We start from the raw sequence: 12,961 nt of genomic DNA, 5'->3' as shown, positions 1-12,961 counted from the left end.
ATACAAATTCCACCTCATTTTGACACTACAAAACGTAGTTCCACACGTTCAAAAACTATTAAGATGCAAACCAGACAATTTTACCTGTTGAGAGCGAAGCAATATTTCCTGCTTGCCATTATACTGACGTTCTCTTCTCCCCTCTATGCCCAACTCCCGAAAGTATTGAAAGATGCCAATGACATGCTCAAAAGTGGTACAGAAACAATGAGGACTCTCGGGGGATTCATAGATGCGACCAAGAGAACCACAGCGCAGTTTAATAAATCTGTAAAGGTTGTGAAGAGTAATACGCCACAACCTTCCGTGCCTGCCGATCAGACGACAAAACCCAAATATAAAAAGGGTGATTTCACCAATTTCAGATGGGAGCCTATTGCCTATTTCGACGGACAGATCTTCCCTTCTATGGTGATCAGTATGGCCAATTATAATGGCAATATTGATAACGCCTTCATGAACTCTGTAAAGAGCAGTGCTTTAGGGTTCAGATTCATCAGTAACAACTCCTACATCCCTGTAAAATGGGAAATTGAAAGCGTTGATAAATCATACTTCGATAAGGTGAGCGGAGACTTTATGTTTCAGCAGGCAGGCCAGGAGGTGTACTTCATGCCAAACGTTCCATGGAATATGTCAACGCTGGCAAAACAAGTGTCGAGTTCTCCAATCAATATCATCTTCAGAATTTATGACGAAGATGGCAATAAAGCAGAAAAATCAATGCCCTTATTTATGCGTAGCATTAATGACTGCATTTATCGCTATCATGAACAGAACTTCGACTTTCTGTTTACTGCCTTCATCCAGGAGCAACATCCGGAGATCGATAAAATATTAAAACAAGCCTTGAATACAAAACTGATCTCTTCCATCAGTGGATACCAGGGTGATGATGTCAATACCATCCTGCAGGTAGCTGCCATCTGGAAAGTGCTACATGACAGAGGTTTTCAATATAGCAGCGTGACCACGACATCCACCAACAGCACCGACGCTTTAGTCAGTCAGGCGGTACGTACCTTCGACAATTCCATGAAAACAAACCAGGCGAATTGCGTGGATGGCACAGTGGTATTTGCTTCCCTGCTAAGGGCCATTCATATCTCTACCGTGATGGTACTGACACATGATCACTGCTTCCTCGGATTTTATACCAGCAGGAAAAAAGACAAGATCCTCTACCTGGAAACAACGATGCTTTCTGCTTCTGACATCATTGATCAGGCAAAGACGCCGGCTAAAAAGAACCAGGCTTATGTCGATCAGTTTATGCAGGCAGTGAAGTATGCATCTAATAAAGAGTATCCGGAGTATAAAGCAGCGAAGGATCTCGAAGAGATTGATGTTGACTACTACAGGAGCTTTGTAAGACCGCTGCCATTTCAGTAGTTGTAGTATTATTAATATCAGTGGCTCTGCCAGATTTTAATTTATCCGGCAGGATTTTCTGTATGAGATCGTCATCCGAAATGCCCTCTCACATAATTGGCAGTTAGTTCTTTCTGCGGATTATTGAAGATATCACTGGTGTTTCCTGCTTCCACTACTTCTCCCAAATACATAAAAATAGTACTGTCTGCAACACGCTGTGCCTGCTGCATATTGTGTGTCACGATTACAATGGTATATTGCTCACGCAGTTTTTCAATCAGCTCTTCTACTTTGCTAGTACTAATAGGATCTAAAGCAGAACAAGGCTCATCCATCAGGATTACTTCCGGACGCAATGCTACTGTCCGCGCGATACATAACCTTTGCTGCTGACCACCGGATAGGCGGGTGGCAGGCTTTTTCAGATCATCTTTTACTTCATCCCAGAGGAAGCTTTCTTTCAGGGCGTTTTCAATGATGCCTTGCCTTTCGCCTGCAGGTACGTCATTGATCTTCAGACCGTAATTAATATTTTCATAGATACTTTTCGGGAAAGGATTCGCTTTCTGAAATACCATGCCTATTCTCTTGCGCACCTGTGTTACAGAGATGGCGCGATCGTAGAGATCTTGTTTTTCCAGTGCCAGTTTCCCTTCTATTCTGACGTCCGGCGCGAGGTCATGCATGCGATTAAAACAGCGTAACAACGTACTCTTACCACAACCGGAAGGACCGATCAGCGCTGTTACTTTCTTCTCCGAAAAACTAACGCCAACATTCTTCAATACGTGTTTGTTGCCAAACCAGAGATTAACACCGGCTGCCGACAGCTTTGTTTTCTCTTTGATCATTATTGCTACATCCTCAGTCATTGTTGCTATGTTTATAACGAATATAAAATGCAGTTAAGTTGAGCAGGAACACCACTATTATCAGTACCAGCGCTGTTCCATATGCCAGCGGCCGCACCTCTTCTATTGACTGGTGCTGGGTTGACAACATGTACAGATGGTAAGGCAGTGCCATAAATTCCTGGTTAAGGAACCCTGAAGAACCGGTAATATAAAAAGCTACTCCGGTAAACAGTATCGGTGCTGTTTCTCCGGCAGCCCTGGATAAGGTCAATACCACACCGGTTAAGATGCCGGGTAAAGCAGATGGTAATACTACATCGCGGATAGATTCAAACTGCGTGGCGCCTATTCCCAACGCAGCTTCACGCGTGCTGGCAGGAATGCGTCGCAATGCTTCTTCTGTCGTGGAAATAATGTAGGGAAGAGATAAAAGTCCGAGGGTTAGTCCTGCTGCTATCATCGAAGTGCCCATGCCCATACCCTGTACAAACAAAGCAAGGCCGAACAGTCCGTAGATAATAGATGGTACGCCAGACAAATTACGGATAGAGCCCCTGATCAGTCTCGTCATCCAGTTGTCCGGTGCATATTCATTCAGGTAAACGGCGCAACCAATGCCCAGTGGTACCGCCACCAAAGCCGTGACCAGCGTAAGTGTAATGGTACCTGTGATGGCAGGTAAAATACCTCCCCTGGTCATCCCCTGCGTAGGCAGTGCCGTAATGAACCGCCAGGATAAGGTAGACCAGCCTTTTACAACCAGGTCGTACAGGATCACTACCAGGAAAGACAGCACGGTACCTGTACAAAACAGGAGTGTAAACCATTCTATGACGGGTGATAACTTCTTCATCATGCAACCTGGTATTTTCTATAACGGTTTACAAAATATTCACCAGCCAGATTCACCAGCAGCGTTATCAGGAATAATACTGCTGCGATGGCAAACAATGCATAATAGTGTGTAGTCTGATAAGGCACCTCTCCCATTTCAATAGCAATGGTAGCGGTGATGGTACGTACCGAGTGAAAGAATCCTTTGGGAAAAGCGGATGCATTGCCTGTGGCCATTAATACCGTCATTGTTTCGCCAATGGCGCGTCCTGCACCTAACATAACGGCAGCAATAATCCCCGGTGCTGCGGCGGGTATTACTACTTTACGCACTGTTTGCCATCTGCTGGCGCCTACACCATAACTGGCTTCACGATATGTTTGTGGTAATGCCTGTAATGCATCTTCCGTTACTGTAATAATGGTAGGCAAGGCCATAATAGCCAGGAGTATAGCCCCATTCAGTGCATTCAATCCGTTGGCCTGATTGGTGATACTGGCAATGCCAGGACCTACGATCACGATACCTAAAAAGCCGATCGCTACAGAAGGTACCGCCGCAAGCATTTCAATCAGCGGTTTTAATATGTTCCTCAATTTCTTTCCTGCATACTCAGAAATAAAAGCGGCTGTACCAATCCCGAGCGGAATGGCAATGGCCATAGCTCCCAGGGTCACGAGCGCAGTGCTGACGAGCAAAGGTAGCATCCCATAACGTGCCTTATGGCCAACAGGGTTCCATTGTGTACCCGTGACAAAATCAACCGGTTTTACGTGTAGGAAAAAGGCGAAGGTGTTCCAGAGCAACATTACCAGAATGCCTCCCAGGATCATAATCACTAGTAAACCCGTGGTCCGGAAGACCAACTTTACCAGCTTGTCTAATCTTTCTCTAGCGGCTAACTTCATTAGGCTTGCTTTAATCAATGATATAATACCCTGAGTTTCGGATGATCTGTTGGCCTTCGGGACTTTTCTCAAAGTTGATAAATGGTACCACTTTTCCCCAGGAACTGCTTCTGACGAACTGATACAAGGGACGCTGGAAGAAATAGCGGCCTTCTGTGATAGCTTTGGCATCTAAAGGAGAAATAGCCTGTCTGCCGGCACTATCGATGACCCGCAGCACCTTTACACCTTGTTTTCCATTGTCGTGCATAATATATCCTGCGCCCACATATCCTATTCCTGACTCATCCGTCTTGATTCCTTCCATGATCTGCGCATTCCCGTTCATTTCCTTAGCTTCCGTGCTGAACTGAATACCTAGCTTCTTTTGTACAAAAGAATAGGTACCGGAATTGCTTTGCCTGCCATAGATATTTACAGGCACTGGTTTGCCCGTTATCTGCTGCCAGGTTTTGGATTTACCGCTTAATAAGGCAGCCAACGCATCCACGCTGATGGAATCGACAGGGAAGTTTTTATGTACAATAAAGGCAGTGGCATCTTCCGCAAACACGACCGTTTTCAGGGCAATACCCCGTTTCTCGAATAATGCTTTTTCCTCTGCCGTGAGAGGCCTGCTGGAGTTGGCCATATCTGCCTCGTTATTTAACAGGGAGGCAATACCTAAGCCCGAACCTCCACCGGAGATGGCAAGGCGGTAATGTCTGTTAAGTTTGTAAAAGTGCTCGGCTAAGACCACGGCAAGGTTTACTTCTGTGTCAGAGCCTTTTACTTTAACAGCTTTCTGCTTATTGCTGCAGGAGAGCAATAGGATGAGGAAAAAACAAAGGCTATATTTCATGCAAACACCAGTGCTATGATAGTAATATACGAGTTCAATGTTAACTGAATGTGAAGTAATTGCGGGGCGGCTAGAGGAAACCGGGGTTAAAAGTAAATCAGCCAGGCAAACTCATTAAGGCCAAACTTATATGACGTGATCCCTGCCATAAATAAAGCTCTTACCTCCATGATATGCTTTCTTTCCCGCCCCAAGGCTATACGGCCACCAATGTTGAAGGCCGGTCCCGTAGTGCTTCTGGTATGGGGCTCACTAAAATCATATCCCGGTCTGTCAGGCCAGGCTTCATACACAGAACCAACCTGATAAGCATAACCTGCCCCAACGAAGTAGCCGTATTTTTCTTTACAGCTACGGGCAGAACCCGCGCCAATGTTAAAATTGAACATCAGGGGAACAGTGATCATGTAGCCACGCGTATTCGGACGATTCTTACCTTCAGACAGATCATCAAATACATTAGCAATACCAGCAGTCAATGGAATACCTATAGATAGTGAGGTTCTCTTTTTTTCCGCAAAACTGTAGCGGGGAGAATAGGTCCATGACAAACCGCCAGCATCATACAATGCATTCGAAGGTCTTCCGAAAAAACCGCCGCCTACGGCGTGCATGAGACGTTGCGCCTTTGACGATTGTATACCTATCAGGCAAATTACGGCTAACAAAAAAATTCTTTTCATCGGTAACGGGTATGAGATAAACAGTACATAATAGGTTCTGTCAAATATATATTCCGGCATTTAACTACTGTGGTCCGGGCTACATTTTATCCAGGTTGCTTTTGGCAATATCCTCCCTCCTGCCAACTTTGCAATATGAAATTCTTCAGAACCCTCAAAACGATCTATAGTAAAGCCTAATTTGACTATCTTGGCATAAAATTTCTGTCAGCAAGACAACGGATGTCTGTTATCACATACAGCACATCATTTAAAATCCATATAAACTTTAGAAGGATCATATATGTCATATTGCACCGCGATCGAGTTCATGTCTGAAGAAAAAAAGGCGATACACCAAATTTACCACGACCAGCACTACGGCTTTCCCATTCATGACGACAACGAATTATTCTGTCGCCTGATAATGGAAATCAATCAGGCAGGATTGAGCTGGGAAACCATTCTGAGAAAGGAAGCCAGTTTCAGGAAGGCATATCACAATTTCAATATCAAAAAGGTAGCCGCCTATACGGAGGCTGACAGGGAAAGATTGATGGCAGATCCCGGCATCATCAGAAACCGTTTAAAGATCAATGCGGCAATAGAAAACGCCAAAACCATCCTGCAGCTGCAAAAAGAACATGGTTCTTTTGAGAAATGGATAACGTTCCATCATCCAAAAACAAAAGAGGAATGGGTGAAGATCTTTAAGAAGACATTTAAGTTTACAGGCGGGGAAATAGTGAATGAATTCCTGATGAGTATTGGCTGTCTGCCGGGCGCTCATGATGCCACTTGCAAGGTGTATAAGAAAGTACAACAGGCAAAGCCATTGTGGTTAGCAAAACAATAAAAAAAGAAGGTAATTTCCTGCTCATTGCATCACCCGAAGGTAGCACAATGAGCAGGGAATAATGCGCTTAAAAAGCAGGCTCTTTCTTCTCCAGGAAGACCAACTGCCCCATATGATAGCTGATATGTCCAGCACGGCTAACCAGTACATTCAACTTATTCCGGTGAGGCTCTTTGGCAAAGTCTTCTTCTGATACCTTCGTATGCCTGGACAACCAATCTGATGGTTCCATTTTGCTGAAATGATCTGCCAGTGTACTGCTCACTTTCTTCCAGTATTCTCTTAATTCCGCCGGTGATGGATATTCATTAAAAGCTTTGTCCGGGTTGGTAAGGAACAGCTCCTCCAGCTGTGGATACAATTTTTCACTGATGCCGAATAATGACAGCAAACCATCATTTGATGCCACCAGGTGGCCCAACAGGTATATGGCCCTGCTACGACCCGGCGCTACTTCCTGCAGGTAAAAATCATCTTCATATTTGTTGAAGAAAGCGGTGACCCGGTTGGTATTTGTGTTCCAGGTGGTCAGGAGCTGTGAGATGATCTGTTTAGTCTGTGCTATTGCAATGTTTTCTGTTTGAGTACTCATGATACCTTGTTTTGCGTTGTGTACAATGATGCAATTTGGTGGTATAGCAGCAGATATGCTCATCCACTGCCTGGTTATAATGTAATTTCCGCGGCAAATATAGGATATTTATTGATCGAGCTAAATATTTCGATAGGTACCTTCCGGGCATAAAAAAAGGGGCTTAATGCCCCTTCTCCACTTTCTCCAGATCAATATTCTGCTTCTTTTTAAACTCGTAGTTCATAAAGGAACCATCGTCCGGAACCGTCATATGGAAATCCCTCAGTTCCGCCACTTCTACTTTCAGATCGTTACCTGAGAAGTTCAGCATATGTCCTCCCTGGGTACGGTCGTCTGACAGGAAATGAAAATGGTATCCTTCTATACTGATACCGTTGATATAGGTCGGCAGCTTATACCCAATCAGCACACCTTTCGTATTTTTTATATCAAAGAATTGCTGGGTATTCAGCAAAGTGGCCAGCGGCGCATAAGGCTGCTTCGGAGGGGGAAATGCCCTTGTTTTCAGCTGATTAAAGCTGCCGGAGATCCTGATGGCGTACATGCCGTTCTTCTTTTTCACATAGTTATCGATCTGTTTAAAAGCGGCTGTATTATCCTGGGTACCACTGATCACGAAAGTAGTATCTGCCCTGAAGAAGGTAACGAAAGCCAGCGAGGTCTTAAAGCTGTCTGTTACCTGTATAGTTTTACCGGTGGATAGTGTCTGATAGCCTTTCCCATCGCAGATGGTCAGCTCACCGTCCAGCTGATCCGGAGCACCCAGGCCGAAGTCGCCCTGTTCCTTTAACTCGCGCCAGGTGTAATTGCCATCGAATACGCCTCCGATAAAGGCATCGGCAACACCGTATTGGAAAAGCGTGTTAAACGTGAAGTCAGTGGGCACGGATAGTCTTCTGCTTCTCCAATACCTGGACGACTTTTTAGCGGTGGTGGTATTTTTACTTCCACTGATTTGTTTTTGTGCCTGTAAGGAAGAGAGTGATCCGAACAGTATAAGCATCAGTAATGCTCCGGTCCTGCTGTAATTAAATGCTTGTGTCATATCGTTTATGATTGGATAATGGTAATTCAATAAAAAGTCGTCCCGTTTGAACCGGGACGACCATTAAGCGGAAAGATCCCCCATCAGATCTTCACTTAAACCTAGACATTTAACATGGCTATTCATATGCAAATGTCTGTCAACTAATGCGATATTAAAATCCCCAAAGGTGGGGATCGTTTTAAATGCCGGGAACAAAGGTAATTAACCAGCCTTATCTTTCATTACAAATAACGCCTATCACAAATGACCAATGCTATTGAAATGCTGATCGCAGAAAATATTCCCGCTGGTTCACAAATCCGTTTATACAAACAAAGAAGCCCACTGACATCAGCAAAATACTCCGCTGGAAAACTTTAAATAGATTTAAAATACAAAGGGTTGACCTTTCGCATTGCTATTTTTAACTTCGCCCACCTCCTGGTCAGGAACAGGAGAACCGGAAGCCCACTATCTTTTCGAATAGTAATATCAAGTATAAGCATATGGATACCCGCAGAGATTTTCTAAAAAAGGCAGCGCTATTGTCAGGCAGCGCCGCTATTGCCAGTACAATGCCACCAGCCATACAGCGTGCATTGGCTATTAACCCGGAGCCGGGCAGCACCTTTTATGATGCTGAACATGTTGTATTCCTCATGCAGGAGAACCGCTCCTTTGATCACCTGTTTGGTACAATGCAGGGCGTCAGAGGATTTAACGATCCAAGGGCTATCCGCCAGAGCAACAGCAACAAGGTATGGCTGCAATCCAACAAGGAAGGCCAGACCTATGCGCCTTTCCGCCTGAATGCCATGGACACCAAAGTACCCTGGATGGGATCTACACCGCATGGCTGGTCGGATCAGACGGATGCACGCAATGAAGGCAAATACGATCGCTGGCTGGATGTGAAGAAGACTTCCAGGAAGGAATATGCGCATGTACCGCTGACAATGGGATATTGTGATCGTGCGGATTTTCCGTTCTATTACTCGCTGGCGGATGCTTTTACGATCTGTGATCAGAACTTTTGTTCCAGCATTACCGGTACACATCCAAACCGTTATTACTGGATGACCGGTACTGTACGTGAAAAGAATGAACCGGCGGGTATCGCGCATCTGTGGAATATCACCAACTATGCCACTCCGGAACTGACATGGAAAACATATCCTGAGCGCCTGGAAGAGAACGGCATTTCCTGGAAAGTATACCAGAACGAGGTGACCATGGGATTTGGCCTGAACGGAGAAGAGAATGACTGGCTCAGCAACTTCGGCTGTAACATACTGGAGTATTACAAGCAATTCAATATCCGCTTACACCCGGGTAGTATTGCCAATCTTAATCTCAAGAAAGCTAATATCCTCAAAGAGATAGAACGCCTGGAAAAAGAGCCTGCATCAGATGCCATCAGCCTCAAGCTGGCGGCAGCAAAGAAGGTGCTGGCGAAAATAGAAGAAGATAAGCGGCAGTATACTATGGAGGCGTACAATAACCTTCCTCAAGCAGAAAGGCAACTAAATGCCAATGCCTTTACGGTAAATAAAAACGATCCGCATTACCATGAGCTGACTACTATCAAATATGAGGATGATGGTGCCGGCAGAGAACTGAATGTGCCTAAAGGAGACGTCCTTCACCAGTTCAGGGAAGATGTGAAAAACGGTACGCTGCCAACAGTGTCCTGGCTGATGTCGCCCGCCAATTTCTCAGACCATCCGGGAGAGCCCTGGTTTGGTCCCTGGTATGTGAATGAAGTGATGGAGATCCTGTTGCAGAATCCGGAGGTATGGAAGAAAACGATCTTTGTACTTACCTATGATGAGAATGATGGTTTCTTTGATCATGTGGTGCCGTACGCAGTTCCCAATCCTTATAAAGAGAATACCGGCAAGGTATCATCCGGCATAGATCCCAGGATGGATTTTGCAACGAAAGCGCAGCAGACCAATCCTTCCGCTAATCCGGACAGGATCAGGGAGAGCTCTATTGGCCTGGGTTACCGGGTGCCAATGATCATCGCATCTCCGTGGACGAGAGGCGGGTATGTTTGTTCAGAACTGTTTGATCATACATCCTCTCTGCAATTCCTGGAAAACTTTATCGCGAAGAAGTTTAACAAACAGGTGAAGGAAGAAAACATCACACAGTGGAGAAGAACTATCTGCGGAGATCTGACTTCTGCATTCAGGCCGTATAACGGAGAGCAGATTGAAAGTCCGCAGTTCCTGCAGAAACAGGCGTTTATCGAAAAGATATATAATGCAAAGTTCAAGCAGGCGCCTGATAACTTCAAGGCGCTGACTGAATCGGAGATTGAGCAGATCAATAAAGATCATCTACGGTCGCCGTACTTCCCTAAACAGGAAAAAGGTACGCGGCAGGCTTGTGCTGCGCCTTATGAGCTGCTGGTAAATGGGCAATTCAATAAAGAGAAGAACAGCTACGGCATCAGCTTTAAAGCGGCGAAGACTGCTTTCGGTGAACGTGCTGCAGGTGCTCCTTTTATGGTATATGCCATGCAGCCTTACAAAATGGAAACATTACGTACATGGCAATACGCCGCAGCTCCTGGAGATACGCTTGTGGACGAATGGGCACTGAATGATTTTGATAAGGGTCGATATAACCTGAGGGTATATGCCCCTAATGGCTTCTATCGTGAGTTTGCAGGCGACAGGAATAATCCGCAAATAAAGATAGAAACGCTTTATGAAAAGAGTAAAAAGAATGCGGCAGAGTTGAGCGGCAACATCATCGTTAGCATCACTAACTATGATGTTAAAGCATACACTGTTGAGATAAAAGACAACAGTTATAAGAATGGCGCTGTAACGCGCACAATAGCTCCGCAGGAAACGGTGAAGGTTGTGCTAAATTTAGCCAGAAGTCATCAGTGGTATGATTATACTGTCAGTGTGCCGGGAACAGATATGTTTGAGGGATTTGCAGGCCATGTGGAGACGGGGAAGGTTAGTCATACAGATCCGTTGATGGGGAATGTTGTGTAAATATTTGAGTGTTAAAAACCGGAGAGATTATCTCCGGTTTTTATTATGCCATTTTAAACATCTCACGTCTTACGGTGTAACCGTCGTCAGTTTTCTGAATACTGAATTCGCCTACATAACCAGATGGTTCTCCACGGTAAATGAAATCAGCCCATACATAGCTGTCGTTGATCCATTCCATTTCTGGTTTAATAGTCAGGTCTTTTAACCAGGTCAGGTCATTCAGCCATTCCTTACCTTCAAAAGATGAATCCTTAGGGATTTCATGGATCAGGTAATGGTCCTCCCACACTACGAAAATAGCGTCTAACCAATCGTCGTATGCACCACCGATCATGTCGTTTGCTTCGTTTAATTTTCCGTTTTGCAGGAGTTGGAAATATTCAGTGATTAATGCTTCAGCTTCCTGTTTACTTGGTTCGTTTGTCCAAAGTTTCATTTTTCCTTTTTGTAGATTATTTATTCGAATATAGGTATCTGATTGTCAGATGTGTCCCGGGTTTTAATTCGTATAGGGGTGATGGTTCACGGTTAAAAATAGTAATAAAAATGAATTTGTGGGATACAATTTCCGCGGGAATCGTAATTCGCGGATTTTACATCCCGGGTTGCCATCCAGTAAACAAATAAGGCGCCGCGCCGTAGGCGGGCGATTGATGTTTTGTTCCGTTCGCGTTTTATAAGACCATTGATATAGAGCAGGTTCGTTAGCCGGGCATCAATGATCATTCAATGGAAGACCCCTACGCTGAAATTCTTTCCAGTTGAGGTATTCGTCACCTTTTCGGTGTTCCTCCATTGTGATGCAATTATCTACAGGGCATACCAGTTTGCATAGGTTACAACCTACACATTCTTCTTCTTTGACGGTATAGGTGTTATATGGGTTGCCGTATGACAGGTTAATAGCCTGATGTGAGCCGTCTTCACAGCTGATATAACACAGCCCACAGTGAATACACTTGTCCTGGTTAATTTTTGCGATGATATGATAATTGATGTCCAGCTCTTCCCAGTTGGTGAGTGTAGGTACCGAGCGACCGATGAAGTCATCAATGGTTTTGAAGCCTTTCTCATCCATCCAGTTATTCAGGCCATCACAGAGATCTTCGATGATGCGGAAGCCATAATGCATGGCAGCAGTACATACCTGTACAGTCGTGGCCCCCAGGAGCATGAACTCGGCGGCGTCTTTCCAGGTGCTGATGCCTCCGATACCGGATATAGGCACTTTAGCAGTGACAGCGTCCTGGCTGATAGTCGTGAGCATCTTCAGGGCGATAGGTTTTACAGCAGGACCGCAGTAGCCGCCAAAGGTGGATTGTCCGCCGACATTGGGATTGGGGACGAACGTATCGAGGTCCACGCCGGTGACGGACTGGATAGTGTTGATGAGTGACAAGGCATTCGTACCGGCATTTACGGCTGCACGACCGGTGGGCACGACGGAATGGACGTTGGGTGTCAGCTTGGTGATAACGGGCGTAGTAGCGGCCTCCATTACCCATTCTACAACACGGGCAGCAATGTCAGGGTCTTGTCCGACGGCGGCACCCATACCGCGTTCTGTCATACCATGCGGACAACCGAAGTTCAGTTCTAAACCATGAGCACCGGTATCTTCTACTTTTTTGATCAGTTCATGCCAGCTTTGGCGATTGTTGTCTGCCATGAGAGATACGATCATTGCACGGTCAGGAAAGAGCCTGACACATTCTGCAATCTCCCTGAGGTTGAGGTCAAGAGGACGATCGCTGATCAGTTCAATATTGTTAAAACCCATTACGCGACTACCGTTGTAGTCTACGGAGGAATAACGGGAGGATACGTTTTTTATCTGGCTGCCTAAGGTCTTCCATACTACGCCACCCCAACCTGCTTCAAAAGCGCGCAGCACGTTCAGTTTCTTATCTGTGGGAGGAGCGCTCGCCAGCCAGAAAGGATTGGGGGATTTAATGCCAAGGAAGTTTGCTGAGATGTCTGCCATGATTA

General features: G+C 45.4%; 12 protein-coding genes. 3 read left to right on the top strand and 9 right to left on the bottom strand.

Annotation, left to right across the window (positions count from 1 at the left end; all coding sequences use genetic code 11):
* The first annotated feature begins 63 nt into the window (after positions 1-63).
* Positions 64-1,392, top strand: a complete 1,329-nt coding sequence (locus tag CLV42_RS18265) for a hypothetical protein (protein WP_106603368.1) — start codon at positions 64-66, stop codon at positions 1,390-1,392.
* Between the two features lie 71 nt (positions 1,393-1,463).
* Here the strand turns inward: CLV42_RS18265 and pstB are convergent, their stop codons facing one another.
* The 5 genes from pstB to CLV42_RS18240 all read right to left on the bottom strand — a co-directional run bounded on the left by pstB (position 1,464) and on the right by CLV42_RS18240 (position 5,495).
* Complete coding sequence (gene pstB, locus CLV42_RS18260) at positions 1,464-2,246, bottom strand: phosphate ABC transporter ATP-binding protein PstB (RefSeq protein ID WP_245901682.1); 783 nt, start codon at positions 2,244-2,246, stop codon at positions 1,464-1,466.
* Entirely contained in the window at positions 2,239-3,084 is an 846-nt protein-coding gene (gene pstA, locus CLV42_RS18255; protein WP_245901681.1) for a phosphate ABC transporter permease PstA, read from the bottom strand. Before pstA ends, pstB begins: the two co-directional genes overlap by 8 nt.
* Entirely contained in the window at positions 3,081-3,971 is an 891-nt protein-coding gene (pstC, locus tag CLV42_RS18250; RefSeq protein WP_106603367.1) for a phosphate ABC transporter permease subunit PstC, read from the bottom strand. Before pstC ends, pstA begins: the two co-directional genes overlap by 4 nt.
* Positions 3,972-3,981: 10 nt before the next feature.
* The gene (locus CLV42_RS18245; RefSeq protein ID WP_106603366.1) at positions 3,982-4,812 is read right to left on the bottom strand and encodes a PstS family phosphate ABC transporter substrate-binding protein; all 831 of its coding nucleotides are present in this window, start codon (positions 4,810-4,812) and stop codon (positions 3,982-3,984) included.
* A gap of 86 nt (positions 4,813-4,898) precedes the next feature.
* On the bottom strand, positions 4,899-5,495 hold the full coding sequence (locus CLV42_RS18240) for a hypothetical protein (RefSeq protein WP_146154417.1): 597 nt from the start codon (positions 5,493-5,495) through the stop codon (positions 4,899-4,901).
* A 283-nt stretch (positions 5,496-5,778) separates the two neighbouring features.
* On the opposite strand from CLV42_RS18240, the gene CLV42_RS18235 reads away from it, so the two are divergent.
* Positions 5,779-6,330 carry a DNA-3-methyladenine glycosylase I gene (locus CLV42_RS18235; protein WP_106603364.1) on the top strand — a complete coding sequence of 184 codons (552 nt, stop codon included), beginning with the start codon at positions 5,779-5,781 and terminating at the stop codon, positions 6,328-6,330.
* A gap of 67 nt (positions 6,331-6,397) precedes the next feature.
* On the opposite strand, the gene CLV42_RS18230 is transcribed toward CLV42_RS18235, so the two are convergent.
* Both CLV42_RS18230 and budA read right to left on the bottom strand, forming a co-directional pair.
* A complete protein-coding gene (locus CLV42_RS18230; RefSeq protein WP_106603542.1) occupies positions 6,398-6,922 on the bottom strand; it encodes a DinB family protein in 525 nt (174 codons plus the stop codon).
* Between the two features lie 163 nt (positions 6,923-7,085).
* Positions 7,086-7,970, bottom strand: a complete 885-nt coding sequence (gene budA, locus CLV42_RS18225) for an acetolactate decarboxylase (RefSeq protein WP_106603363.1) — start codon at positions 7,968-7,970, stop codon at positions 7,086-7,088.
* A gap of 488 nt (positions 7,971-8,458) precedes the next feature.
* Between budA and CLV42_RS18220 the strand changes: the two genes are divergently transcribed.
* Complete coding sequence (locus tag CLV42_RS18220; protein ID WP_106603362.1) at positions 8,459-10,969, top strand: phosphocholine-specific phospholipase C; 2,511 nt, start codon at positions 8,459-8,461, stop codon at positions 10,967-10,969.
* A 43-nt stretch (positions 10,970-11,012) separates the two neighbouring features.
* Here the strand turns inward: CLV42_RS18220 and CLV42_RS18215 are convergent, their stop codons facing one another.
* Positions 11,013-11,408: a hypothetical protein gene (locus CLV42_RS18215; protein WP_106603361.1), complete on the bottom strand. Its 396-nt coding sequence runs from the start codon at positions 11,406-11,408 to the stop codon at positions 11,013-11,015.
* 279 nt (positions 11,409-11,687) lie between these two features.
* Positions 11,688-12,956: an NAD-dependent dihydropyrimidine dehydrogenase subunit PreA gene (gene preA, locus CLV42_RS18210; RefSeq protein ID WP_106603360.1), complete on the bottom strand. Its 1,269-nt coding sequence runs from the start codon at positions 12,954-12,956 to the stop codon at positions 11,688-11,690.
* Between the last annotated feature and the right edge of the window lie 5 nt (positions 12,957-12,961).

Source organism: Chitinophaga ginsengisoli (genome assembly GCF_003014595.1).
Lineage (GTDB): Bacteria > Bacteroidota > Bacteroidia > Chitinophagales > Chitinophagaceae > Chitinophaga > Chitinophaga ginsengisoli.
This window is presented reverse-complemented; position numbering and strand designations above follow the sequence as displayed.

Bases quoted from the DNA above. Each gene is read 5' to 3' on its own strand.
- pstA (WP_245901681.1), bottom strand. From the start codon at position 3,084: ATGATGAAGAAGTTATCACCCGTCATAGAATGGTTTACACTCCTGTTT.
- budA (WP_106603363.1), bottom strand. From the start codon at position 7,970: ATGACACAAGCATTTAATTACAGCAGGACCGGAGCATTACTGATGCTT.
- pstC (WP_106603367.1), bottom strand. From the start codon at position 3,971: ATGAAGTTAGCCGCTAGAGAAAGATTAGACAAGCTGGTAAAGTTGGTC.
- pstB (WP_245901682.1), bottom strand. From the start codon at position 2,246: ATGACTGAGGATGTAGCAATAATGATCAAAGAGAAAACAAAGCTGTCG.
- CLV42_RS18215 (WP_106603361.1), bottom strand. From the start codon at position 11,408: ATGAAACTTTGGACAAACGAACCAAGTAAACAGGAAGCTGAAGCATTA.
- preA (WP_106603360.1), bottom strand. From the start codon at position 12,956: ATGGCAGACATCTCAGCAAACTTCCTTGGCATTAAATCCCCCAATCCT.
- CLV42_RS18240 (WP_146154417.1), bottom strand. From the start codon at position 5,495: ATGAAAAGAATTTTTTTGTTAGCCGTAATTTGCCTGATAGGTATACAA.
- CLV42_RS18245 (WP_106603366.1), bottom strand. From the start codon at position 4,812: ATGAAATATAGCCTTTGTTTTTTCCTCATCCTATTGCTCTCCTGCAGC.
- CLV42_RS18235 (WP_106603364.1), top strand. From the start codon at position 5,779: ATGTCATATTGCACCGCGATCGAGTTCATGTCTGAAGAAAAAAAGGCG.
- CLV42_RS18220 (WP_106603362.1), top strand. From the start codon at position 8,459: ATGGATACCCGCAGAGATTTTCTAAAAAAGGCAGCGCTATTGTCAGGC.
- CLV42_RS18230 (WP_106603542.1), bottom strand. From the start codon at position 6,922: ATGAGTACTCAAACAGAAAACATTGCAATAGCACAGACTAAACAGATC.
- CLV42_RS18265 (WP_106603368.1), top strand. From the start codon at position 64: ATGCAAACCAGACAATTTTACCTGTTGAGAGCGAAGCAATATTTCCTG.